This is a genomic window from Rhizobium sp. CFBP 13726, from assembly GCF_014841925.1.
Taxonomy (GTDB): domain Bacteria; phylum Pseudomonadota; class Alphaproteobacteria; order Rhizobiales; family Rhizobiaceae; genus Neorhizobium; species Neorhizobium soli.
On record NZ_JACYUU010000001.1, the window covers coordinates 377,387 to 401,643 of the forward strand.

The window sequence follows — 24,257 nt, forward strand, 5'->3', positions numbered from 1 at the left end:
CCCCATGACCTATGCCCAGACCACTCCGCCTCTCGCGGAACCGCTGACGCTTGCCGAGGCGAAGGCGCATCTGCGCCTTGACGGTGCCGATGAGGACGCGCTGATCGGATCGCTGATTGCGACCGCCCGCGAGCATCTGGAGCGCGAGACGGGCCTCTGCCTGATGGCGCAGTCCTGGCGACTGTATCTCGACTTCTGGCCAGTCGATGGCGTGATCCGCATCCTGAAGTCTCAAGTGCAAGCGATTCAGAGCGTTACGATTTACGATTCTGCAGGCACTGCGGTTAATGTGTCGCTTGAAGACCATCTGCTCGACGGCAGGGGACGACCGGCGCGGCTTTGGCTGCGCAAGACGATCGCTCCCGGCCAGGCGTTGAACGGGATCGAGATCGACTTTTCCGCCGGCTATGGCGAGGCCGGGACCGATGTGCCGGATACGCTGAAGCGGGCGATGCTGATCCATATCGGCCACATGTTCGCCTTCCGCGGCGTGCTGTCGCCCGACCAGCAGCCGGCCGGAATTCCCGATGGCTACGAGCGGCTGATCGCGCCCTTCCGCATGCGGAGGCTGTGATGGTGGTGTTTCTCGATCCGGGCCAGATGACTGCCCGGCTGGAGCTGGAGGCACCAGTTTCCGTGTCCGACGGTCAGGGCGGCGCGACCGTGACCTGGCAATCGGTGGCGGCCGTTTGGGCAAAGATCGAGCCGGTTTCCTTTGTGGTGACGGAGGCGGCAAGTGCCGAGGTGGGCACGGTCAGTCACCGGATCTGGATAAGGTTTCGAGCCGATGTCGCGGCCGGGCAGAGGTTGACCAAGGGCGCACGGATCTTCCTGCTGAAACTGGTGCGCGACCCTGACGAGACCGGTCGCTATCTGGTCTGCCAATGCGAGGAGCAGGCACCATGACCTCAGCTTCCAACGCGCTGATGAAGGCGGTCCATGCGCGGCTGACGGGCGATGCGGCGCTGACGGCGCTGGTCGGTCAAGGCGGTGTTCACGACCGGCTGATGCCGAAGCCGAAACTGCCGGCGATCGCCTTCGGAGAGTGGGAGACGCGCGACTATTCGACCGGCACGGAACCGGGCGAGGCGCATAGCCTGACCATCACCGTTTGGTCGCAGGCCGAGGGACGTCGGCAGGCGCAGGAGATCGCAAGCCGGGTGGATACGCTGCTGCACGATGCGGCGCTGACGCTGGAAGGGTTTGTGCTGGTGAGCCTGTTGCGAACGGGATCGCGCACCAGGCGCGAGCCGAACACGCGATATCTTCAGGTCGAGCTGCGTTATCGCGCGGTGACCGAGTGAGAGGCCGCCATGCGGTTACTTTGCCGGACGAGATGCATGAGGAAGAGGATGCCGGTAAGCGCGGAGCCGGCGAGAAGCACGGTGACGACGAGAACCGTCAGCGCGCCCGAACGATCGAGAAGTGCTGTGAACACGACGGGGGCGAGCGCATTGGCAAGGTTTTGCGGCATGGACAGCCGTGCGGCCTGGCGGCCATAGTCGCGCGGTGAAAACAGGGCGAGCGGCAGCAGCGCCTTTGCGACCTGCAGGACTGCCGAGCCGATGCCGTAAAGCCCGATGAAGATCCAGAGCGTTGCGGTCGACGACGGCAGGACGATGAGGCTGAGAAAGCCGAGGATCATGAAGCTATTGCCGGTCACTGCCGTGATGAACGGATTGCCGCGCTTGCCGAGCAGCATATCGAAGGCACGCGCCGAAATGCCGATGACGCCACGGGCAGCGGCAAGCTGCAGGGCAAATTCAGGCGTCGCACCGGATTGCCGCAACAGTTCCAGCAGCGACGGCGACACGCCGTAGGATGCGAAGGAGGCAATGGTGGTGGCGGTGGCGACCAGCAGGAAGGCGAGCTTGCCTTGCCGGGCGGTAAAGGCAACCGGGGGCGCATCGACGCCGGCATCGGCGGTGTCCCAGGCGATCGGCTTCGGCAGGGCGAAGAGATAGAGCGGAACGCAGACGAACAGATGCAGGAAAGCGCAGACCATCAGCGTGGTGCGCCAGCCGATGAGATCGTTGCCGAGACTGAGCAGCGGCCAGAAGATGGTGGCGGAGAGGCCGGTAAACAGCATCAGGATGGTGATGCTGCGACGGCCCTTCGTGCCTTCACGCTCGACCACCGCGGCATAGGCCGGCGCTGACAGGCAGAAGGCGCCGCCGGCACCGAGCAGGATCCAGGCGACCGCATAAAGCGGCAGGCCGTTCGCAAGCGACAGCACGAGCAACCCGACGCAGAAGAATACGGAACCGGCGGCGAGAACCTTGGCCGCCCCGTGGCGGCCGAGCAGCCGTCCCACGAGCGGACCGCAAAAGGCGCTGGCGAGCATCATCACCGACAGTCCGGCAAACACCATTTCGTTGGCAAGGCCGAGATCGGGCGCGATGGAGCGACCGAGAACGCCGAGGCTTTCGAACGTGGTGCCCCAGCCGATGAGTTGCGTGATGGCGAGAACGCCAATGGTCCGGGCGGACCGGAGGGGGGACTTGGTCAATGCGATATCGCGATGGGAAGCGGGCAAGGGGATGTGCCCCGCGGCTTTAGCAGGTCGGCACGCAACCCGAAAGCATCAATACTTCAAAGCGGTTGGAAAAAAAGGATCGGGACATGGTGGCACAGAAGGGCAAGGACCTTCTCCTGAAGGTGGACAATAGCGGGACGTTTCTGACCGTGGCGGGGCTGCGCTCCAGGCGGATCGCCTTCAACGCCGAAACGGTCGACATTACCGATGCCGAAAGTACCGGGCGCTGGCGCGAGCTTATGGGCGGGGCGGGGGTGCAGCGGGCATCGCTGAGCGGTTCGGGCATCTTCAAGGACGGCACAAGCGACGCGCTGGTGCGCAGCATATTCTTTGGCGGCACGATCCTCTCCTGGCAGATCATCATCCCCAGTTTCGCGACGCTCGCGGGGGCGTTCCAGGTGACGGCGCTCGAATATTCCGGCGAGCACAATGGCGAGGTGCGGTTCGAGATTGCACTCGAATCCGCCGGCGTCGTGAGTTTCACAGCATTGTAGGAGCATGAAAGGGGGATTTCATGGGCATGCATGGACGGGCCAACCGCCGCCGCGGCGAGGTGGAGGCTGAAATGGACGGCGAGCGGCGGATCCTGTGCCTGACGCTCGGCGCGCTGGCGGAACTGGAAACGGCTTTTGCGGCGAGCGATCTGACGGAGCTCGCGGGGCGGTTTTCCTCCGGGCGGATGAAGGCAGCCGACATGATCCGCATCATCGGGGCCGGCCTGCGCGGCGGCGGCAACCTGATTACCGACGACGAGGCGGCGGCGATGAGCGTCGATGGCGGGATCCTCTCCTGCGCGCGGATCGTCGGCGAGTTGCTGAGTGCTGCCTTCGGCACGGATGAGGGACCGTCACCGGCAAACCCCTGATGGCCGCAGCGGGCGGGAAGGCGCAGGAGTTTGAGCCTTTTCCATGGGACGCGGCGATGCATGCCGGTCTCTGCCTGCTGCGGCTTTCCGCACCGCAATTCTGGGCGCTGACGCCAAGAGAGCTGTTTGCTGCGACCGGTGGTCTGATCAAACGCACAACGTCGATCGAGCGAGCCGGGCTGGAGACGCTGATGCTGGCTTTTCCGGATGGCTAGTTCGCCCCGCGCCTCATGACATGTGACCAACCGAGGCGACCGGGTGCAGTCCTTGATCGTTGACTGGATCAATACTTTGATCGACGTAGTTCACGACCGTCCCGGCAGGTAGCCTGATCTTCAGGGTTCTTTCGGTCAGATCCTCGCCGGAGAAGATCGCTACCTTGAAGGTGATGTAGTTTCCGCGCTTTCTCGCCAGGGCGCGCGGAGCCGACTTGAGATCGAAGGCGCATCGGAACTCGACCGCGCCGGGCGTTGTCTGACGATCTATCCAGCCAGGGATGGCAACGAAATACTGCAGTTTGCCCGCTTCGACGCTGGGTGTGAGCTCCCTGATTGAGCCATCCCCGTTCTTGCGAACGAATTTCACGCTGCCCATCGGCATGTTGCGAAACCCGACCGTCGCCTGCACCTCGACGATGTTGAAGTTTCGTCTGTTCCAGTTGATGACTCTGATCCAGTCATACTGTTGGTCGTCACGCATGACGACGCGCTCGATCGTCGGAGGCGCATCGCCCAGCATAAAGGCAGTCTGCCGGCGCTGTTGCGAAAGCTGGCCATGTGCCAGAAAGGTTCCGATGATGGCAGCCACCAGAGCTGCCCAACCGCTGGTCGCGCTTGCCCAGTCCTGAGCGGTGCATCTGGTCTGCTCGCACAGGGCGAAAGTGAGTACCGGAAGGTGGATGCTGCCGTAAACCATGACCCAGGCTGCAGCCGGTAAGACAGCTAGAAACAGAATGATCCATCCGAGATTTTTGCGGAACCATGTTCGATCGATCAGCATTCGGCCTCCTCCATCTTAAGGTGCAAATAGTATTAATTGCAATCTAGCATTGTTCCTGCCCGCCGCAAGGTGGCTGGTCGGCGAAATTTGAACGGGAGCTGAGGCTGTGGATCCAGATGACGAGACGTTTGGTGCGGCCGTGACGGGGGCTGAAGCCTTGTCCGGCGTGATGGCGGATCTTGAGGCGCGTTCGGACCGGTTCGGCCGGGCTTTGACCAGTGCGCTGAGCACGGCGACGACCGGGGGCAAGGGGCTGGACGATGTGCTGAAAGGGCTCGGCAACCGGCTGGCGGATATTTCGCTATCGGCAGGGCTGAAGCCGCTCGAAAGCCTGCTCGGCAATGCAGTGAGCGGGCTGATCGGTTCGGTGACGCCGTTTGCCGATGGCGGTGTCGTGCGGGCGCCGACTTTCTTTTCGATGGGCGGCGGCACCGGGCTGATGGGCGAGGCGGGTGCCGAGGCGATCCTGCCGCTTCGGCGCGGCGCGGACGGGGCGCTCGGTGTGGCGTCAGCTGGCGGTGGCGGGGGAGCGCAGGTGGTGTTCAACGTGACGGCGACCGATGCGGCAAGCTTCCGCAAAAGCGAGGGCCAGATTTCGGCCATGCTGGCACGCAGCGTTTCGCGCGGAAACAGAGGATTGTGAGGAGCAGCGATGAGCGGATTTCATGAAGTGCGCTTTCCCCTGCGGGTGGCGCTTGGCGCCTCCGGCGGGCCTATGCGGCGGACCGATATCGTCAATCTGTCCAATGGACGGGAGGCCCGCAACCAGCGCTGGCGCGATTCGCGGCGAAGCTATGAGGCTGGATCCGGGGTGAAATCGGTTGCCGATCTCTATGCGGTTCTGGAGTTCTTCGAGGCACGCGGCGGCCAGCTCTACGGTTTTCGGTTTCGCGATCCGGTCGACTGGAAATCCTGCGGTCCGGGCCAGGCGATCTCGGCAAGTGACCAGCAGATCGGGGTCGGCGATGGGGCGACATCTGCGTTCTTCCTGACGAAGACCTATGCGGATGCGGCCGGCGGCTGGGAGCGACGGATCACCAAGCCGGTGGCGGGAATGGTGGTCCTGTCGGTTGGCGGCGTTGCGAAGGCAGCCACCTCGTTCGCTGTCGATACGACGACCGGCATCGTGACCTTTGCGGCAGGGCAGGTGCCTACGGCCGGCCAGATCGTGCGGGCCGGGTTCGAATTCGACGTGGCCGTGCGCTTCGATACGGACCGGATCGAGATCAATCTGGCGCATTTCGACGCCGGGCGGATCCCGGCCATTCCATTGACGGAGGTGCTGGCATGAGGGCGATCCCGGCGGGTCTGGCGGGCCATCTGAGCGGCGAGGCAACGACGATCTGCTATTGCTGGCGCGTGACGCGACGCGACGCGGTGGTGCTTGGGTTTACCGAGCATGACCGCGATCTGGTATTCGACGGCACGACATTTCTGGCGGCGAGCGGTTTTGCGGCGAGCGAGGCGGAACAGGCGCTCGGCATGGCTGCCAGCGTGGAAGAGGTGGAAGGCGGGCTCGCCAGCGCTGCGATCGACGAGGCGGATCTTGCAAGCGGGCGCTATGACGGTGCGCGGGTCGAGCTGTTCGTGGTCAACTGGGCGGATCCGGCTCAGCACATGCTGCTCAATATCCGCGAGATCGGCGAGGTTTCGCGATCGGGCGGCGCCTTCAAGGCAGAGCTGCGCAGCCTTGCGCATCGGCTGGGCCAGCCACAGGGGCGGGTCTATGGCAGGCGCTGCGACGCGAGCCTTGGTGATGCGCGCTGCCGGGTCGACCTCTCGGCCTGGCGCGGGAATGGCTTGGTGGATGCGGTGATCGATAAAAGCCGCATCGTCGTGTCGGGTCTGTCCGGTTTTGCGGAGGGATTTTTCGGCCGTGGCGTCGCACAATTTGCGGGAGGGGCGCAGGTGGATATCGAGGTTCACGAGCGACGCGCCGACGGCAAGGCTGCGCTGACATTCTGGTTGCCGCTGGAGCAGGCGGTCGTTCCCGGGCAGGCAGTGACGCTGACGGCCGGTTGCGACAAGACAGTTTCGACGTGCGGCGGGCGGTTTGCGAACCTTCTCAATTTCCGCGGCTTTCCGCATGTGCCGGGCTCCGATTTTGCCTATTCCTATGTGGATGGCGAGCGGCTGCATGATGGCGGAGCGCTGTTCGAATGAGCGCCGAGCAGATCGTTGCGATTGCGCAAAGCTGGATCGGCACGCCCTATCGGCATCAGGGCGCAACGCGCGGCATCGGCTGCGATTGCATCGGCCTGATCCGCGGCATCTGGCGGGATCTTTATGGCGAGGAGCCGGAACCGGTGGGTCCCTATGCGCCCGACTGGGCGGAACGGGGCGGCGAGGACAGGCTGCTGGAGGCCGGCATCCGGCTGTTTGGCCCGGCACTTGGCCTCGGGCAGATGCAGCCGAGCGATCTGCTGCTGTTTCGCTGGCGACCGGACACGATGGTAAAGCATGCCGGTATATTCGTCGGGCCGTCTCATTTCATTCATGCCTACGAGCAGATGGCGGTGACGCGCTCGGTTCTGGTGCCCTCCTGGCGCCGCAAAATCGCTGCGGTGCATAGGTTTCCGCGGGCAAGGGATAGTTGAAAGTTGGCAAGGACCGGCGTATAGTCATGGAGTAATGGATGGGGCTGGAACCCCATCCATCGGTATGCTTATATTACGGATGAGATCCGGTCGGACAATGACCAGCCCGTCCGGGTCACCCTCAAGATAAGCGTCATGCCAATTGGCCAAAGCCTCATGACATCACCTCCATGGTTGTCTATACGGGGCGCCAGCGTTTACCCAAACTCGACTAACGCGTATGGCGAAACCGCTATGCCATTTTAGTCAGCTGAAACCAGAGCCCGAGCAGTCGTCGAGAGGGTCTCGGCGTACCGAGGCTTCAAGCCAGTGCCAATTCCGTTGGTAGAGGTTATTAAGCGCTGGTTGCCAAGCCTCACTGCAGACGGAGTGACATGCGGACTGAACTGGTCACGACGAGATGCGACGGGGTACGACTTTGCACCTTCCGATGTCCTCGTTCGATTGCTTACTAGGTCGTGAACTCCATAAAATGAGGATCGGGAAAGCTGGGTCGCCGTCGCTATTTGCGCCTGACACCTGATGATCATACCCAAAGCGGAATAGTTGGGACGGATAGGATTTAATGATCGAAAATCAGCGTTCGAAGATAAATTATATTGGAATATTCGCCACGAATGCATCCACGATGCTGTTCTCTCTCTTTCTGTTGTTTTTCCTCAGTGAGGATCTTTTTAAAACCCATCTTTTTCCTCTGGGCACTATTTTAGGCGCTATTGTTGTTTCGCTAGCTTTTATTCCTCGGTTTCTCGACGACATACGAGGGGCCTGCAATGCGATTGCAGCAGGTATAATCAGTGAGGCAGTAATATTATCTCTGTTTATATACGCTACAGGCATCCGCCCCGGGATGTTGGTAGTCGAAAAAGGAACTGCATTGGATGGTATAATGGTGTTCTTGGCGATTTATACGTTTATTTTTTTTCTTTTATACGTTCCAGGTCAATTTTCTCGGTCGTCTTAAAGTGGGGATCATTCGTTCACCGGCGTGATGACATTGATCGCATCGCGGCCGAGACGATTGAGCTTAGTGCGATCAAAACATCGCTGGCTCCTAGCTTATCCACGGGCCGGGAAAACTCTCGACGCCGCCTTATGAAGGGTAGCAGCTTGCTCCTGCCCCAATCGAGGCACGTCCTCTCTCCCCGCAGGCGGGGTTAGGGTGAGGGGCAGCCTCCAACGAGCAAGTGAGGGGCAGCCACCTAGGAGTAGTGAGGGCAGCCACCTCCATCCGACAATCCGATAGTTTCACTATTTTAGCGCGCATCCAGTTCACGACTGGGTCGGCGTGAGGGGATTCCATGGCGACGATCCTGTTTCAGGCGGCGGGTGCGGCACTTGGCGGTGTGTTCGGTCCTGTCGGGGCGATCCTTGGGCGGGCGGCGGGGGCGTTGGCGGGGAGCGTTGTTGATCGGGCACTGCTCGGCGGCTCCTCGACCGTCTCGGGTGCGAGGCTCGCGACGGCGCGTATTCCTGGGGCGGACGAAGGGGCGGCGGTCAGCCGGGTTTATGGGACCGCGAGGATCGGGGGCACGCTGATCTGGGCGACGCGGTTCGAGGAGGAGGCGACGCGGGAGCGGAGCGGCGCCAAGGCGACGGGCGGGTCTCAGACGGAAACGTTTCAGTATTTCGCCAACTTTGCCGTCGGGCTCTGCGAGGGTCCGATCGCCTGCGTGCGGCGCGTCTGGGCCGATGGCCAGGAATTGGACCTGACGGCGATCGAGATGCGCGTTCATGCCGGCGACGAGACACAGTTGCCGGATCCGCTGATCGAGGCAAAGCAGGGCGAAGGGAAGGCGCCGGCCTATCGCGGGCTTGCCTATGTCGTGTTCGACCGGTTGCCGCTCGAAGCGTTTGGCAACCGCATTCCGCTGCTGCAGTTCGAGGTGGTGCGGCCGGTCGGGACGCTGGAGAGGCAGATCCGGGCGGTGACGATCATTCCCGGCGCGACCGAGCATGGCTATCACACGGTCCAGGTGACCGAGAAGACGGCGGAGGGCAGCGCCCGCATTCTCAACCGCAACACGATGGTGGCTGAGACGGACTGGCAGGCTTCGCTCGACGAATTGCAGGCGCTTTGCCCCAATATCGAGAGTGTGGCGCTGGTCGTCGCCTGGTTCGGGACGGATCTGCGCGCGGGGCAATGCCGCATTCTGCCGGGTGTCGAGGTCGAGACACGGCGCGACGAAAGCACCGTATGGTCGGTTGCCGGGGTGGTCAGGAGCGCGGCGCACCGCGTCAGTTCGTCGGGAGGCGGTCCGGCCTATGGCGGCACGCCTGGGGATGCGAGCGTGCTCGCGGCGATCGCGGATCTCAAGGCGCGCGGGCTGAAGGTGTTTCTCTATCCGTTCGTGATGATGGACATCGCGCCGGGCAATGGTCTGGCCGATCCCTATGGTCAGGCGGAACAGGCAAGCAACCCGTGGCGCGGGCGGATTACCTGTCATCCGGGAGCGGGACTGGCGGGGAGTGCTGACAGGACGGCGGTTGCGCGCACGCAGGTCGAGGCCTTTGCCGGCGGGGCGGACGGCTATCGGCGGATGGTGCTGCATTATGCGGGTCTCGCCAATACGGCCGGTGGCGTCGAGGGGCTGGTGATCGGATCGGAACTTAGGGGGCTGACGCAGATCCGCGATCAGACCGGTGCGTTTCCGTTCGTCGAGGCGCTGGTGACGCTGGCATCGGATGTGCGGGCGCTTGTCGGACCGGCGACGGCGCTGACCTATGGCGCCGACTGGAGCGAATATTTCGGCTACCATCCGCAGGACGGTTCCGGCGACGTGCTGTTTCATCTCGATCCGCTCTGGGCGTCGCCTCATATCGATGCGGTCGGGATCGACAATTACATGCCGCTCTCCGACTGGCGCGACGAGGATCTGGCAGCGGCAAATCCGGATGGGTTCCGGTCCTGCGACGACCGTGCGGCGATGGCGGCGCAGATTGCGGCGGGCGAGGGGTTCGACTGGTATTACGCAAGCGAGGCCGACCGGGCGAACCGGTTGCGCTCGCCGATCACCGACGGGCTGGCGGGCAAGCCCTGGGTGTTTCGGGCCAAGGATCTCCAGGGATGGTGGGGCAACCGTCACTATAACCGGGTGGGCGGCGCGGAGGCTGGCACCGCGACGGCCTGGTTGCCCGGGATGAAGCCGATCTGGTTTACCGAACTGGGTTGCCCGGCTGTCGACAAGGGGGCCAACCAGCCGAATGTGTTTGTCGATCCGAAATCGGTGGAAAGCAGCCTGCCGTATTTCTCGTCCGGCGGGCGGTCCGACAGCCAGCAGCGACGGTTTCTCGAAGCGCATCATGGCTGGTGGCAGGGCGAGGCGGCACCCGCCGGCATGGTCGATCCGGATCATGTGTTCGTCTGGACGTGGGATGCGCGGCCGTCTCCGGCGTTTCCCGACGACCTGACGATCTGGAGCGACGGCGAGAACTGGCGCACGGGGCATTGGCTGAACGGCAGGCTGGGAGGAACGACACTTGCCGACGCGATCGCGGCGATCCTCTCCGATCACGGTTTTGACGATTTCGACGTGTCCGGCGTGACCGGCGATCTGACCGGCTATGTGCAGGCCGACGTGACCTCGGCGCGCGCGCTGCTGGAGCCCCTGTTCAGCGTGTTTCAGATCGACGTGAGCGAGGATGCGGGGCTGTTGCGGTTCCGCTCAAGGCAGGGTGCGAGCCTTGCCTCGCGCGAGGTCCGGGTTGTGGCGGAGGCCGAGGGCGAACCGCTGTGGTCGGAAAGCCGCGGGCACGACAGCGATTTTCCGGCAGAAGCGGTGCTCGGCTTCTACAATCCGGTTCTGGACTACGAGCAGGCGAGCGCACGGTCGCGCCGCGCGAAGGCCGAAAGCGAGCGGGTGGCAAGCTACGACCTGCCGGCGACGCTGTGCGAGGAGGCGGCGCTCTCTGCAGTGGAATCGGTGCTGCGGGCGCAGCGCGTGGCACGGCGGTCGATCTCCTTCACACTGCCGCCGCAGGATCTGGCGCTCGAGCCCGGCGATGCGGTGCACCTCACCGATGGCCCCGACGGTATCTTCGTCGTCCAGCGGGTCGAGGACGGGACGGTGCGGCGGATCGAGGCACAGAACCATGCGCCGCTTCCCCCTGGTCGCTATGACGCAGTGACGACGCGGCGCGACAGCGGGCGTTCGGCGAGCGACGCCTTTGCGCCGGTCCTCCATTTTCTCGACCTGCCGCGGCTGACCTCGTCCGATGATGAAGGGTTTGCGGTGGTCGCGGCCTATTGCAGGCCCTGGCGGCGGATCGCCGTTTCGTCCTCGGCAACGACCGATGGATATCGCAGGCGGGTGATGGTCGATCGCCCAGCAAGGCTCGGCTTGCTGGTTTCGGCGCTCGATCCCGGTGTAACGGGACGGTTCGACCGCTCAAAGGTGCTCGATCTCGACCTTTATTTCGGCGGTCTCTCGTCGGCGCAGACGCTGGCGGTGTTGAGCGGCGACAACCGGCTAGCCATCCGCGCGTCAAACGGCATCTGGGAGATCGTCGGGTTTGCCGAGGCGCAGGAAATCGCGGCGGGGCGATGGCGGCTGTCCGGATTGCTGCGGGGACTGGCGGGAACCGAGGATGCGATGGCGGCCGGGAGCGCTGTCGGTGGGGCCTGCGTGGTGCTGGACGATGCCGTGAAGCCGCTCGGGCTGACCGGTGACGAGCAGGGACGGAGGCTGAATTTCCTGGCCGAAAGCCTGGGCGCCGTCGGAGGCCGATCCGGACCGCATGTGTTTGCCGGTGGAGAAAGGGCGCAGACGCCGCTTTCGCCGGTGCATATCCGCGGCGTCCGGTTGGCCGATGGCGCTGCCCAGTTCCACTGGATCCGGCGCGGGCGCGTCGATGCCGACGGCTGGGACGGGCGCGATATTCCGCGAGACGAGCCGGACGAAGGCTACCGCGTCGAGATCCTCGGGACCAGTGACGTCGTGGTGCGGCGGGTGGATGTCGAGGCTCCGCTGTTCCTTTATCCGGCGAGCGACGAGCTTGCCGATTTCGGCTCTCAGCAGCCGAGCCTCACCCTGCGCATCCGCCAGATCGGGCAAGCCGTGCCGCTGGGCATTGCGGCGCTTGCGACGATCGCGTTCTGACAGCCGAGTTTGAGTGCCGATTTTTGTGTGCCGATTTCTGACAATATCGTGATGGGAGACAGCTATGGACGGGACAAAAGCCTGGTATCAATCGAAGACGATCTGGGGCGCGCTGATTGCCGTTGCCGCCCCGCTTGCGCATGTGGCGGGAGTGGAGATTAACGCTGATGCGCAAGGGGAGCTTGCCGACATTCTGGTCACCTTTGCCGGTGCTTTCGGCGGGTTGCTGGCGCTCTACGGGCGGATCGTCGCGAGCGCGCCGATCCATCCGACGGGCAAGGGATGACGGCGCCACGAGGGTCAGCATTACAGACCATTCATTTGCCATTCAGTTGGTATTGGATACATACTCCATCGAATGCTTTGGACATGATTTCGGGGACGTGATTCAAGACCGTGATCCCGGGGCGTGACACCTGTCGTCTTATGAGTGGAAACCGAAAGCCATGGCGCGACTGCCGATCATTGCGATCATCGCCGCGACAATAGCGGGATTGGCGGCCTTTGTGCCGGCAAACGCGCCGGCGCGCGACTATCTGATCCTGGTTGCAGGCGACTGCGGCACGGCGGCAAACAAGGTATTGCGCGACACGGGAGGTCAGCTTTTGTCCGCCCAGCCATCCTCGGACGGACAGACCTGCATTGTCACCGTGCTGGTGCAGGGCAATGGCGAACGTCCGCGCAAGGTGACGGTCCGGGTTCCCATGTAGGCCGGTTGCCTGTAAACCGGCTGACAAGCTTCATACCGCGGCGGTGGCCGCAGCGATTTTCAGGACAGTTTCATGCGTATTCTCGTGGTCGAAGACGACGTCAACCTCAACCGCCAGCTTTCCGACGCGTTGAAGGAATCCGGCTATGTGGTCGATCAGGCCTTCGACGGCGAAGAAGGGCACTATCTCGGCGAGACCGAGCCCTACGACGCCGTGATCCTCGACATCGGACTGCCGCAGATGGACGGCATCACCGTTGTCGAGAAGTGGCGTGAGGCGGGCAAGGGCATGCCGGTGCTGATGCTGACGGCGCGTGACCGGTGGAGCGACAAGGTGTCGGGTATCGATGCCGGCGCCGACGATTATGTGGCAAAACCCTTCCATGTCGAAGAAGTGCTTGCGCGCGTGCGTGCGCTTATCCGGCGTGCTGCGGGGCATTCGTCGTCCGAGATCATCTGCGGTCCGGTTCGTCTCGATACCAAGGCATCGAAGGCCAGCGTCGATGGTATCCAGCTGAAGCTGACCTCGCACGAGTTCCGGCTTCTCTCCTACCTGATGCATCACATGGGCCAGGTCGTGTCGCGCACCGAGCTTGTGGAACACATGTACGACCAGGATTTCGATCGCGATTCCAACACGATCGAAGTGTTTGTCGGGCGCCTGCGCAAGAAGATCGGTGTCGACCTGATCGAAACCGTGCGGGGCCTCGGCTACCGCATGCAAGCGCCCAACGATGCGCATTAAGCGGATAGGGCCTCGCTCGCTCACCGCTCGCGTTCTGCTTCTCGCGACCACCTGGTCTGCCGTGGCGCTGGTGGTGATCTCGATCGTCATTTCGCAGCTCTACCGCCAGTCCGCCGAACGCTCGTTTACCGACCTTTTGCGAGCGCAGCTCTATAACGTCATCAATTCCGTGACGATCGGCGAGGACAACAAGCTGATCGGCAACCCCCAACTGGGCGACCTGCGTTTCTCGCAGCCGGAGACCGGATGGTACTGGATCATCGAACCGCTCGGCACGTTTGCCGCGACGGCGATCTCGTCCTCGTCGCTCGGGACCTCCAACATCACGGTGCCGTCGATCCTGCAGGCGCCGTTCAACAATCGCTACGAACGCTTCTATCCGACCCGCGACGCCTTCGGGAACCATGTCCTGGTCGCGGAAACCGAGGTGGTTCTGGACGGCGAGGGACGCGCGGCGCGGTTTCGCGTCTCGGGCAATCTCGATGCCGTGGAAGACGATATCCGCAGCTTTTCGCGCAGCCTCTATATCGCGCTCGGCGTGTTCGGGATCGGCAGCCTGATCGTCAACGGCCTCGCCATCCTCTACGGATTGCAGCCGCTTGATGCGGCGCGCCGCTCGCTGGAGCGGGTGAGGCGCAGTGAGGCGGAGCATCTGGAGGGAGAATTTCCGCGTGAAATCATGCCCTTGGCAAACGACATCAATGCTTTGATCGAAAGCAACCGCCGCATCGTCGAGCGGGCCCGCATGCAGGTCGGCAATCTCGCGCATTCGCTGAAGACGCCGATCGCGGTTCTGCTCAACGAATCGCGCATGCTCGACAAGGTCCAGTCCGATCTCGTCCGCTCGCAGGCCGAGACGATGCAGGCGCAGGTGCAATCCTATCTGAACCGGGCCCGGATCGCGGCACAGCGCAACTCGCTTCTGGCGCGCACGGATATCGAGCCGGTGCTGGAGCGGCTGGTGCGCGTGATGCGCCGCCTCAACCCCGACAAGGAATTCCACCTTTCCGTCTATCCGCCGGGCGCAGCGCTTGCGCTGGAGCAGCAGGATGTCGAGGAGACGATCGGAAACCTGTTGGAAAACTCCGCACGGTTCTGTCGCACCGGCGTTTGGGTGACGGCAGCGCTTGCAACAGCGCCACCGGAAAAGGCAGAAGGAGAGGCGGCCAAGCGTCCCTGGATCGAGATGGCCGTCGAAGACGACGGGCCGGGTCTCAATCCCGACCAGATCACCGAAGCGGTCAAGCGCGGCAGGCGGCTGGACGAGAGCAAGCCGGGGGCCGGGCTGGGACTGTCGATTGTAAGCGAGATCGTCAGCGAATATCAGGGCGAGCTGAAGATGACGCGCGGGGTGCGCGGTGGCCTTCGGACCCAGTTGCTGCTGCCGGGCATGATCAAGGAAGTCGCCGGCTGAGCACAAGGCCGGTTGAGGGAAGAAAACTGTGGCCGATGGGCAACGACGCCGCACTTGCTTCCGACGGTTCTGGACGGACGGATCGCCTGCTATATCTTGTCTACAGCCAATGCAACATCATGCCGTGACGATACGGCGACAACAAGAACTGCGCACAAAAAGGAGAGGCGACAATCGCAGCATTTCAGTTCCGACCCAATAGCGTCATAATGGCGCCAAGCCGGAAACCGAATGATGCCGGTTCCGATCCCGAAAACGAAACGAGCGCGGTTCCCGACACGATGCGGTTGTCACATCTCCTCACTGCAGCAACATTCATGACGATTGCCGGCCTGCTGGCAGGGTGCAACACCAGTTCCACCGCGGCGGGTGCCCCGAAAGGCCTGCTGTCGCAACGGCCGTCAAGTTCGGCTGCCTATATCACGGCGCTGCAGGGCGGGATCGTCGGGCGGACCGGCGCCGAGCTCTCCAGCAGCGATCGGACGCGGGCGCTTGAGGCGGAATACCGCGCGCTTGAAGGCAGTGCCGTCGGCCAGACGATCAAGTGGAAGGGTGACGATGCGAGCGGCGAAGTGATCGCCAACGCGCCGTTCCAGGTCGGCTCGCAGAACTGCCGCCAGTATCGCCACACCGTCACGGCCGCCGGCAAGGAACTGATGTCGCGGGGGGCAGCCTGCCGCAACGCCAGCGGCACATGGACGCCGTTGACCTGACAATCCCGATAAGACGCGGAAAATAAAAAAACGTTGCCGATGCTGTCGGGGGCGGTCTCGATCTTTGCTGCTAAGGGAACGCTTGCCGGCTGCGCCAATACCCGTCAAATTCGCGTCAACGCGCGCTAGACCACTGGCCGGCCATTGGAAAGCGTCACCGATTGCGGTAATGGGCGATGATGTATTTGTGGATCGTTCTCGCGCTGCTGACGGCTGCCGTCGCAGCCGCCCTTCTCCTGCCGTTTGCGCGCAGCGCTTCGGCGGCTGCTTCCGGCGTATCGAATGCTCTTCGGGGCAATTCCACGAGGGCCGGAGAGGTCGAAGTCTATCGCGACCAGCTGCGGGAAATCGACCGCGACCGCGAAGGCGGGTTGATCAGCACTGAGGAGGCGGAGAACGCCCGTGCCGAGGTTGGACGCCGGCTGATTGCCGCTGCGGCCGAAAACGATCAGGACAAGAACGGCGGGGCCGGTGCGGGCAAGCACCGGATCGCCACGGCACTTGTCACCGTCGTGCCGCCGGCATTGGGGCTCTGTCTTTACTTGAGCCTCGGAAATCCCGGCATCCCGGACCAGCCGCTACAGGCCCGTCTTGAAAACCCCGGCAACAATATCGCGCTGCTCGTCACCAAGGTGGAGCGGCATCTGGCGGAGAATCCGACCGATGGTTCGGGATGGGATATTCTGGCGCCGATCTATCTGCGGCTGAACCGTGCGGGCGATGCCGAACTGGCCTATCGCAATGCGATCCGGTTCATCGGTCCGAGCAATGCCCGCTATTCGGGCCTCGGCGAAACGCTTGTTGTTGCCAATGACGGGATCGTCACGGAAGCGGCGCGCCAGGCGTTCGAGCAGGCGGTGAAACTCGATCCGGCCGATCCGCGCTCTCGCTTTTATGCGGCGCTGGGGTTTGAGCAGGGCGGGAGGAAGGACGAGGCACGCGCGGCCTTCGAGGAGCTTGCAAGCGCAACGCCTGCCGATGCGCCGTGGAAGGATCTGCTCGACGAACATATCGTCAAGAACGGCGGGACGCCTTTGGCGGCAAAGCCTGCGGCCCCTTCGCTCGGAGGACCGACACAGGAAGATGTTGCGGCAGCGCAGGACTTGTCGCAGGGTGATCGTAAAGTGATGATTGCCGGCATGGTCGACAGTCTCGCCGCAAAGCTCAAGGACGAGCCCGACAATATCGAGGGCTGGCTGCGGCTGGTGCGCTCCTATGCGGTGCTGGGCGACGAGGCGAAGGCCCGCGACGCACTTTCGACCGGACTGGCGCAGTTTCCGCCTGACGGCAATGATGGCAAGCGTCTGCTGGCGCTTGGCAAGGATATCGGGCTCGATGCGGATGCATCGCCGGCGCCGGGAGGAGCAAGACCATGACTCGCAAGCAGAAACGCATGGCGGTGATTCTGGGCGGCATGAGCTTCGTCACGATCGCAGTGCTGCTGGTCATGTTCGCCTTCTCGCAGTCGGTCGCGTATTTCTTCATGCCGGGCGATCTGGCCAAGACCGATATCCAGCCGGGAACGCGCATCCGGCTCGGCGGGCTGGTGGAAGAGGGATCGGTCAAGCGCGGCCAGGGATCGACGGTGAGCTTTACCGTGACTGATGGTAATGGCAAGGTCGATGTCAGCTATACCGGCATTCTGCCCGACCTGTTTCGCGAGGGGCAGGGCGTGGTGACCGAAGGCGTGTTCGACGGCGGCACCCGGTTTACCGCCGACAGCGTGCTGGCCAAGCATGACGAGAACTACATGCCGAAGGAAGTGGCCGACCGTCTGAAGAAGGACGGTGTCTGGGAAGACGGGACCGGCAAGGGCATGGCGCCGAAAAAGGATGCGGCTCAGCCTGAAGCCAAAATCGACGGCAAGCCGCAGGTGATGCTGCAGATGCCGGGAACGTCCGGCGAGGGAGTGACCAGACAATGATCGTCGAGATCGGCCATTACGCGCTGGTTCTGGCGCTTGCCACCGCGCTGATCGTGTCCACCCTGCCGATGATCGGTGCCAGGCGTCGCGACCCCGCGATGATGGCGCTGGCAACGACCGGGTCGCTGACGCTGTTCGCTCTGGTGGTCATCTCGTTTGCGGCACTGACCTGGGCCTACATGGTGTCGGATTTTTCGGTCAAGAACGTCTGGGAAAACTCCCATTCGATGATGCCGATGCTCTACAAATTCTCCGGCGTCTGGGGCAATCACGAAGGATCGATGCTGCTCTGGCTGCTGATCCTCGCCTTGTTTTCGGCGCTGGTGGCAGGGTTCGGCGGCAATCTGCCGGATACGCTGAAGGCCAATGTTCTGGCCGTGCAGGCCTGGATCTCTTCGGCCTTCCTATTGTTCATCCTGCTCTCGTCCAACCCGTTTCTGAGGCTCGACCCCGCACCTGCGGAAGGGCAGGACCTCAACCCGGTTTTGCAGGATCTCGGCCTCGCCATCCATCCGCCGCTGCTTTACCTCGGCTATGTCGGCTTTTCCGTCTGCTTTTCGTTTGCCGTCGCGGCGCTGATCGAGGGGCGTATCGATGCCGCCTGGGCGCGCTGGGTGCGGCCGTGGACGCTGGCGGCCTGGACATTCCTCACCGCCGGCATCGCGATGGGCTCCTACTGGGCTTATTACGAACTCGGCTGGGGCGGCTGGTGGTTCTGGGATCCGGTCGAGAACGCTTCCTTCATGCCGTGGCTTGCGGGCACCGCAATGCTGCATTCGGCACTGGTGATGGAAAAGCGTGAGGCGCTGAAGATCTGGACGGTGCTTCTGGCGATCATGACCTTTTCGCTGTCGCTGCTTGGAACCTTCCTGGTGCGGTCGGGCGTGCTGACCTCGGTGCATTCGTTTGCGTCCGACCCGACCCGCGGCATCTTCATTCTCTGCATCCTTGCCGTCTTCATCGGTGGTGCGTTTTCGCTGTTTGCCTGGCGGGCGCCGAGCCTGAAGGCGGGCGGACTGTTTGCGCCGATCTCGCGCGAGGGCGCGCTGGTGCTGAACAACCTGATCCTGACCGTGGCAACTGCCACTGTTCTGACCGGCACGCTCTACCCGCTGGTGCTGGAGACGCTGACCGGCGAAAAGATCTCCGTCGGCGCGCCGTTCTTCAACATGACCTTCGGCTTGCTGATGCTGCCGCTTCTGATCGCGGTACCGTTCGGCCCTGTTCTCGCGTGGAAGCGCGGCGATCTGCTGGGCGCTCTGCAGCGGCTCTACGTGTTTGCCGGACTGTCGCTGGCTGCCGGTCTCGCATTCGCTTATTTCCAGGGCGGAGGGCCGGTCCTGTCGATCTTCGGGCTGGCGCTCGGTTTCTGGGGCATGTTCGGCGCGATCGCCGATCTCTGGTATCGCGGCAATTTCGGCAAGGTCGGCTTCGCGACAGGCCTTCGACGCGTGAGGGGCCTGCCGCGTTCGGCGTTCGGAACGGCACTCGCGCATTTCGGGATGGGCGTCACCGTGCTCGGGATTTTTGCGGCAACGACATTCGGCACCGAGACGGTGGTCGAGATGAAGCAGGGGCAGACGGCAGAGGCTGGTGGCTATTCGCTGACCTTTGACGGGTTCCGCGATGCCGTCGGCCCGAACTTCACCGAAAGCCGCGGGCATTTCACGGCCCGCAAGGGCGGGGCTGCAGTCGCCGACGTCTGGTCCTCGAAGCGGCTCTACACGGCGCGGCGCATGCCGACGACGGAGGCCGGGATCCTCACCTTCGGTCTCAGCCAGCTCTATGTGTCGCTCGGCGACCCCATGGATAGCGGCGGGATCGTCGTGCGCATCTGGTGGAAGCCGTTCATCCTGTGCATCTGGGGCGGATGTCTGATCATGATGGTGGGTGGGTTTGTGTCGCTGTCCGATCGCAGGCTGAGGGTCGGCGCGCCGGCCAAGCGGCCGAAGGTTGTGGTGGCGCCCAAGGGTGGTTTGGAGCCGGCGGAATGATACATTCACGGCTTCCCTCATTCCTGTGCTTGTCACAGGAATCCAGTGCGCCCAAGTCTTTGGGCGCGGAAGACGCAATTGAAACAGCAGGTTCTTTCACGGCGCGGACGCGCCGTGGCTGGATTCCAGTGTCGAGCACAGGAATGAGGGGAGGATGGGGTTTGCGCAGATCATGCCAGGCTCTGCTTGCGCTCTTCCTTCTACTCGCGCCACTTCCTGCATTTGCCGTCAATCCGGATGAGATCCTCAAGGATCCGGGCCTCGAACAGCGGGCGCGGCAGATTTCGACGCAGTTGCGCTGCATGGTCTGCCAGAACCAGTCGATCGACGACAGCAATGCCGAGCTGGCTCGCGATCTTCGCGTGCTGGTGCGCGAGCGGCTGACGGATGGGGATACAGACGGGCAGGTGATTGATTATGTCGTCTCCCGCTACGGCGAGTTCGTTCTGCTCAATCCGCGTGTGAGCGCAAGGACAATCATTCTCTGGGCGCTGCCGATCGGAGCGCTGGTGATCGGCATCGTCGCGCTGTTCGTCTTTATCCGCACCCGGCCAAACACACGCTCCATCGCGGCTCTGACAGATGCCGAAAAGAAGCGGATCGACGAGCTGTTGAAGCGGTAAGGCCTGCCGTTTCTCAAGGCTGCAAGAATCTCGAACATTACCAACAATTCATGCCGCCGACACGTGCAGTTAAGGTGCAGGCTCCTATATCTCTTCTCAACCACCGCCGCCGGACCTCCGGCAACACCAAGACTGACGAGAAGAAGAAGGTAGCTCAGATGCGCACCATTAAACGTCCCTCCCTGAAGACGGTTCTCAAGACTTCCACCGTAGCCGGCCTTGCGGCCGTCATGCTGTCGACCGGCATTCCGGCCCAGGTGACCGCATCCTTCGCGGCCCCCGTCAGCGTGACCGCGCCCCAGGCGCCGAGCTTTGCCGACGTGGTCTCCGCCGTATCGCCCGCCGTCGTGTCCGTTCGCGTTCAGTCGGACGAGCCGCAGGAGACTGCCGATGAAGGCGGCAACAACTTTTCCTTCAACTTCGGCGGCCGCGGCTTTGACCAGCTGCCCGACGACCATCCTCTGAAGCGCTTCTTCAAGGAATTCGGCGGTCAGGGCGGCCCCGATGCTCCCGGCGGCCCCGGTGCCGGTCCGCGTGACCGCGCCGAGCGTGGTGGCCCGGGCGCGAACCGTCCGCATCACCTGCGTCCGACCGCACAGGGCTCCGGCTTCTTCATCTCCGAAGACGGCTATGTCGTCACCAACAACCACGTCGTTTCGGACGGTCAGGCCTACACGGTCGTCCTCAACGACGGCACCGAGCTCGAAGCCAAGCTGGTCGGCCGCGACAGCCGCACCGATCTGGCGCTGCTGAAGGTCGATGCCACCAGCCGCAAGTTCACCTACGTGTCCTTTGCCGACGACACCAAGACCCGCGTCGGCGACTGGGTCGTGGCGGTCGGCAACCCGTTCGGCCTTGGCGGCACCGTGACTGCCGGCATCGTTTCGGCCCGTGGCCGCGACATCGGCTCCGGTCCTTACGACGACTACATCCAGGTGGATGCGGCCGTGAACCGCGGCAATTCCGGCGGCCCGACCTTTGACCTTTCCGGCCAGGTTGTCGGCATCAACACGGCGATCTTCTCGCCGTCGGGCGGCAATGTCGGCATTGCCTTCGCGATCCCGGCCTCGACCGCCAAGGACGTGATCAACGACCTGATGAAGGACGGCAAGGTTGCCCGCGGCTGGCTTGGCGTGCAGATCCAGCCGGTGACGCAGGATATCGCCGACTCGCTTGGCCTCAAGGAAGCGGCCGGCGCGCTTGTCGTTGCTCCGCAGGAAGGTTCTCCAGGCCAGAAGGCCGGCATCAAGGAAGGTGACATCATCACCGCCGTCAACGGCCAGGCCATCAAGGATGCCCGCGAACTGTCGCGCCGCATCGCAGGCTTTGGCCCTGATGCCAAGGTGAAGATCGATCTGTGGCGTGAAGGCAAGATGCAAGACGTCACCGTGACGCTCGGCAACATGGCAAGCGACGAGGCGGCATCTGCCGAACCGAAGCAGCCGGATGCACCGGTTCCGTCGACCAGCAAGGCGCTTGCCGCACTCGGCATCACCGTTGCTCCCGCCGAAGACGGTTCCGGCCTTGCCGTGACCGAAGTCGATCCGGACAGCGAAGCAGCGGCCCGTGGTCTGAAGAACGGCGAGAAGATCTTGTCGGTCAACAACCGCAAGGTCGCTACCGCCGATGACATCGGCAAGGTGATCGAGCAGGCCCGCAAGGACGGCCGCACCCGTGCGCTGTTCCAGGTCGAAGCCGGTGGCACGAGCCGCTTCGTGGCGCTGCCGATCGACGAAGGCTGATTTAAGCCTCCGGTTCCCAATAGGTTGGTCCTCCCAGACGACCTCATGAAGGGCGCCACCGGCAACGGTCGGCGCCCTTCACCGTTCATGGAGTTTCAAGATGCAGACGATAATCCCACATTCCGGCAGTGCCGATGATTCCGCTGGTGCAAAAATCGCAAGCGACGCTATTGTCCCGCACATGAAGATTCTGGTGATTGAAGACGATCTCGAGGCTGCGGCCTATATGACGAAGGCCTTTCGCGAGGCAGGGATTGTTGCCGACCATGCAAGCGACGGCGAAAGCGGCTTGTTTATGGGCACCGAGAATTCCTACGACGTGATGGTGATCGACCGCATGCTGCCGCGGCGCGACGGCTTGTCGGTGATTTCGGAACTGCGCAAGCGCGGTGTGAATGCGCCGGTGTTGATCCTCTCGGCGCTCGGCCAGGTGGACGACCGGGTGACCGGGTTGCGCGCCGGCGGCGACGACTATCTGCCGAAACCCTATGCATTCTCCGAGCTTCTGGCGCGTGTCGAGGTTCTCGGCCGGCGAAAGGGTACGCCTGAACAGGACATGGCCTACCGTGTCGGTGATCTGGAACTCGACCGGCTGTCCCACGAGGTGAAGCGCGCCGGCAAGGAGATCCTGTTGCAGCCGCGCGAATTCCGTCTTCTCGAATACCTGATGAAGAATGCCGGCCAGGTGGTGACCCGCACGATGCTTCTCGAAAACGTCTGGGACTACCATTTCGACCCGCAGACCAATGTGATCGACGTGCATGTGTCGCGGCTGCGCTCGAAGATCGAGAAGGATTTCGACAAGCCGTTGCTGAAGACCATTCGCGGCGCAGGCTACATGATCAAGGACGAGGGGTAAGCCTTCGTGTTTGCCCGTATCGTAAACCGCGCAAGGCTGATGTTCCGCTCCACGGCGGTGAGGCTTTCGGCGCTCTACATCCTGCTGTTTGCGCTCTGCGCCGCTTTTCTTGTGTTCTACGTTACGGCACTTTCCGAAAAGACGCTGGTGCAGCAGACGCGCCAGACGATTCAGGAGGAAATCCAGGACATTCAGCGCGCCTATGATCGCGGCGGGATTAACCTTCTGCTGCGCATCATGGAGCGTCGCGCCCGCCAGCCGGGTGCCAATCTCTATGTGATTGCAGGCCCAAGCGGCGATATTTTGGCCGGCAATGTCGCCTCCGTGCAGCCTGGCGTTCTCGACAAGGAAGGCTGGACGGACATGCCGTTCGGCTACACCCCATACTCCGAGAACCAGGGCGCGCGGCGGCATCTTGCGATCGCCAACGTGCTGCGCTTCGACAACGGTCTTCGGATCATGATCGGCCGCGATCTCGGAGATCCCAGCCGTTTCCGCTATATCGTGCGCCAGGCGCTGATGGTGGCGCTGGCGATCATGGGGCTCGGTGCTCTCGTGATCTGGTTCGGCATCGGCCGCAATGCGCTGAAACGGATCGACCGGATGTCGGCCGCAAGCCAGAAGATCATGGCGGGCGACCTGTCGCAGCGGCTGCCGGTTGGCCGCTCCGGCGACGAGTTCGACAGGCTGTCGGAATCGCTCAACGCCATGCTCGGCCGCATCGAGAAACTCAACGAGGGACTGCGGCAGGTTTCCGATAACATCGCCCACGATCTGAAGACGCCGCTGACACGGCTGCGCAACAAGGCGGCCGATGCGCTTTCCGAAGACCGCGAGGATGTGCGTCGTCACGCGCTGGAAGGGATCATCGGCGAAAGCGACCAGCTGATCCGGACCTTCAACGCGCTGTTGATGATCTCGCGGGTCGAGGCGGGTTCGATGGCGGCGGAAATGTCTGATGTCGATCTCTCTGCCGCCTCTGCCGACTGTGCCGAGCTTTACGAACCGGTGGCCGACGAGGTGGGACTGGCGCTGGTCACGGAGATCGAGCCCGGCCTTTCCGTGAACGGCAACCGCGAATTGATCGGCCAGGCGATCTTCAACCTGCTGGACAACGCGATCAAATATGCCGCTGAAGCCGGCGGTGTTCCCGAGATCAAGGTGAAACTGTCCTCGGTGGGCGGGCTGATCCGGCTGTCCGTGTGCGACAACGGTCCAGGCGTGCCAGCGGACAAACGCGAAGAGGTGACGAAGCGGTTCTTCCGGCTGGATGCAAGCCGTTCCAAGCCCGGAACCGGTCTCGGCCTGTCTCTGGTCGAGGCAGTGATGGGGCTGCATGGCGGAAGGCTGGAGCTCTCCGCGACCGACGAGGCGAGCACTGAGGCTCCCGGCTTGACGGTGACCATGGTGTTTCCGGTGGTGAAGGGCTAGGCTGGCG

General features: G+C 63.1%; 26 protein-coding genes and 1 pseudogene. 25 read left to right on the top strand and 2 right to left on the bottom strand.

The window, feature by feature from the left end:
- Window positions 1-4 precede the first annotated feature (4 nt).
- The 3 genes from IFT66_RS01825 to IFT66_RS01835 are packed head-to-tail and all read left to right on the top strand — an operon-like array spanning window position 5 to window position 1,304.
- On the top strand, window positions 5-574 hold the full coding sequence (locus IFT66_RS01825; protein WP_192076637.1) for a head-tail connector protein: 570 nt from the start codon (window positions 5-7) through the stop codon (window positions 572-574).
- Window positions 574-906, top strand: coding sequence for a phage head closure protein (locus tag IFT66_RS01830; RefSeq protein ID WP_199864748.1), 333 nt, complete (start codon window positions 574-576; stop codon window positions 904-906). The genes IFT66_RS01825 and IFT66_RS01830 overlap by 1 nt, the downstream gene beginning before the upstream one ends.
- On the top strand, window positions 903-1,304 hold the full coding sequence (locus tag IFT66_RS01835) for a DUF3168 domain-containing protein (protein WP_174195867.1): 402 nt from the start codon (window positions 903-905) through the stop codon (window positions 1,302-1,304). The genes IFT66_RS01830 and IFT66_RS01835 overlap by 4 nt, the downstream gene beginning before the upstream one ends.
- Here the strand turns inward: IFT66_RS01835 and IFT66_RS01840 are convergent.
- Window positions 1,283-2,515, bottom strand: a complete 1,233-nt coding sequence (locus IFT66_RS01840) for an MFS transporter (RefSeq protein ID WP_446737869.1) — start codon at window positions 2,513-2,515, stop codon at window positions 1,283-1,285. The genes IFT66_RS01835 and IFT66_RS01840 overlap by 22 nt on opposite strands.
- A gap of 107 nt (window positions 2,516-2,622) precedes the next feature.
- Here IFT66_RS01840 and IFT66_RS01845 point away from each other — a divergent pair, with 107 nt between their 5' ends.
- From IFT66_RS01845 to IFT66_RS01855, 3 genes are read left to right on the top strand one after another with little or no spacing between them, the layout of a single operon-like run.
- The gene (locus tag IFT66_RS01845) at window positions 2,623-3,030 is read left to right on the top strand and encodes a phage major tail protein, TP901-1 family (protein WP_192076640.1); all 408 of its coding nucleotides are present in this window, start codon (window positions 2,623-2,625) and stop codon (window positions 3,028-3,030) included.
- Window positions 3,031-3,050: 20 nt separating this feature from the next.
- Window positions 3,051-3,401 (top strand): gene transfer agent family protein, encoded by a 351-nt coding sequence (locus IFT66_RS01850; RefSeq protein ID WP_062579697.1) that lies wholly within the window; start codon window positions 3,051-3,053, stop codon window positions 3,399-3,401.
- Window positions 3,401-3,616, top strand: coding sequence for a rcc01693 family protein (locus IFT66_RS01855; RefSeq protein WP_192076641.1), 216 nt, complete (start codon window positions 3,401-3,403; stop codon window positions 3,614-3,616). Before IFT66_RS01850 ends, IFT66_RS01855 begins: the two co-directional genes overlap by 1 nt.
- Before the next feature lie 13 nt (window positions 3,617-3,629).
- Here IFT66_RS01855 and IFT66_RS01860 read toward each other — a convergent pair whose 3' ends face one another.
- Window positions 3,630-4,400: a hypothetical protein gene (locus IFT66_RS01860; protein ID WP_174195870.1), complete on the bottom strand. Its 771-nt coding sequence runs from the start codon at window positions 4,398-4,400 to the stop codon at window positions 3,630-3,632.
- Window positions 4,401-4,569: 169 nt separating this feature from the next.
- On the opposite strand from IFT66_RS01860, the gene IFT66_RS01865 reads away from it, so the two are divergent.
- The 19 genes and pseudogenes from IFT66_RS01865 to IFT66_RS01955 all read left to right on the top strand — a co-directional run bounded on the left by IFT66_RS01865 (window position 4,570) and on the right by IFT66_RS01955 (window position 24,250).
- Window positions 4,570-5,043 (top strand): phage tail tape measure protein, encoded by a 474-nt coding sequence (locus IFT66_RS01865; RefSeq protein WP_174196049.1) that lies wholly within the window; start codon window positions 4,570-4,572, stop codon window positions 5,041-5,043.
- 9 nt (window positions 5,044-5,052) lie between these two features.
- Window positions 5,053-5,691 (top strand): DUF2460 domain-containing protein, encoded by a 639-nt coding sequence (locus tag IFT66_RS01870; RefSeq protein WP_192076642.1) that lies wholly within the window; start codon window positions 5,053-5,055, stop codon window positions 5,689-5,691.
- Window positions 5,688-6,563 (top strand): DUF2163 domain-containing protein, encoded by an 876-nt coding sequence (locus IFT66_RS01875; protein ID WP_192076643.1) that lies wholly within the window; start codon window positions 5,688-5,690, stop codon window positions 6,561-6,563. The genes IFT66_RS01870 and IFT66_RS01875 overlap by 4 nt, the downstream gene beginning before the upstream one ends.
- Window positions 6,560-6,997: an NlpC/P60 family protein gene (locus tag IFT66_RS01880; protein WP_192076644.1), complete on the top strand. Its 438-nt coding sequence runs from the start codon at window positions 6,560-6,562 to the stop codon at window positions 6,995-6,997. The genes IFT66_RS01875 and IFT66_RS01880 overlap by 4 nt, the downstream gene beginning before the upstream one ends.
- Window positions 6,998-7,261: 264 nt before the next feature.
- Window positions 7,262-7,459 (top strand): annotated as a pseudogene (locus tag IFT66_RS23875) (DUF2750 domain-containing protein); the annotation flags it as partial.
- A gap of 103 nt (window positions 7,460-7,562) precedes the next feature.
- Window positions 7,563-7,961, top strand: a complete 399-nt coding sequence (locus IFT66_RS01890; RefSeq protein ID WP_192076645.1) for a hypothetical protein — start codon at window positions 7,563-7,565, stop codon at window positions 7,959-7,961.
- A gap of 337 nt (window positions 7,962-8,298) precedes the next feature.
- Window positions 8,299-12,096 carry a baseplate multidomain protein megatron gene (locus tag IFT66_RS01895; RefSeq protein WP_192076646.1) on the top strand — a complete coding sequence of 1,266 codons (3,798 nt, stop codon included), beginning with the start codon at window positions 8,299-8,301 and terminating at the stop codon, window positions 12,094-12,096.
- A 64-nt stretch (window positions 12,097-12,160) separates the two neighbouring features.
- Window positions 12,161-12,382, top strand: coding sequence for a hypothetical protein (locus IFT66_RS01900; protein WP_062453440.1), 222 nt, complete (start codon window positions 12,161-12,163; stop codon window positions 12,380-12,382).
- 160 nt (window positions 12,383-12,542) lie between these two features.
- A complete protein-coding gene (locus IFT66_RS01905) occupies window positions 12,543-12,806 on the top strand; it encodes a hypothetical protein (protein WP_062579714.1) in 264 nt (87 codons plus the stop codon).
- 72 nt (window positions 12,807-12,878) lie between these two features.
- Entirely contained in the window at window positions 12,879-13,550 is a 672-nt protein-coding gene (locus tag IFT66_RS01910; RefSeq protein WP_062453438.1) for a response regulator transcription factor, read from the top strand.
- A complete protein-coding gene (locus IFT66_RS01915) occupies window positions 13,540-14,964 on the top strand; it encodes a sensor histidine kinase (RefSeq protein WP_192076647.1) in 1,425 nt (474 codons plus the stop codon). Before IFT66_RS01910 ends, IFT66_RS01915 begins: the two co-directional genes overlap by 11 nt.
- 317 nt (window positions 14,965-15,281) lie before the next feature.
- Window positions 15,282-15,677: a hypothetical protein gene (locus IFT66_RS01920; protein WP_425503213.1), complete on the top strand. Its 396-nt coding sequence runs from the start codon at window positions 15,282-15,284 to the stop codon at window positions 15,675-15,677.
- Window positions 15,678-15,856: 179 nt separating this feature from the next.
- The gene (gene ccmI / locus IFT66_RS01925) at window positions 15,857-17,053 is read left to right on the top strand and encodes a c-type cytochrome biogenesis protein CcmI (protein WP_192077116.1); all 1,197 of its coding nucleotides are present in this window, start codon (window positions 15,857-15,859) and stop codon (window positions 17,051-17,053) included.
- On the top strand, window positions 17,050-17,601 hold the full coding sequence (gene ccmE, locus IFT66_RS01930; RefSeq protein ID WP_062453435.1) for a cytochrome c maturation protein CcmE: 552 nt from the start codon (window positions 17,050-17,052) through the stop codon (window positions 17,599-17,601). The genes ccmI and ccmE overlap by 4 nt, the downstream gene beginning before the upstream one ends.
- Window positions 17,598-19,595 (top strand): heme lyase CcmF/NrfE family subunit, encoded by a 1,998-nt coding sequence (locus IFT66_RS01935; protein WP_192076648.1) that lies wholly within the window; start codon window positions 17,598-17,600, stop codon window positions 19,593-19,595. The genes ccmE and IFT66_RS01935 overlap by 4 nt, the downstream gene beginning before the upstream one ends.
- A 143-nt stretch (window positions 19,596-19,738) precedes the next feature.
- The gene (locus IFT66_RS01940; RefSeq protein WP_446737861.1) at window positions 19,739-20,218 is read left to right on the top strand and encodes a cytochrome c-type biogenesis protein; all 480 of its coding nucleotides are present in this window, start codon (window positions 19,739-19,741) and stop codon (window positions 20,216-20,218) included.
- Between the two features lie 158 nt (window positions 20,219-20,376).
- Window positions 20,377-21,960, top strand: a complete 1,584-nt coding sequence (locus IFT66_RS01945) for a Do family serine endopeptidase (protein ID WP_192076650.1) — start codon at window positions 20,377-20,379, stop codon at window positions 21,958-21,960.
- Window positions 21,961-22,060: 100 nt separating this feature from the next.
- Window positions 22,061-22,819 carry a response regulator transcription factor gene (locus IFT66_RS01950; RefSeq protein WP_274604797.1) on the top strand — a complete coding sequence of 253 codons (759 nt, stop codon included), beginning with the start codon at window positions 22,061-22,063 and terminating at the stop codon, window positions 22,817-22,819.
- Between the two features lie 39 nt (window positions 22,820-22,858).
- Window positions 22,859-24,250, top strand: coding sequence for a sensor histidine kinase (locus IFT66_RS01955; RefSeq protein ID WP_174196051.1), 1,392 nt, complete (start codon window positions 22,859-22,861; stop codon window positions 24,248-24,250).
- Window positions 24,251-24,257 lie beyond the last annotated feature (7 nt).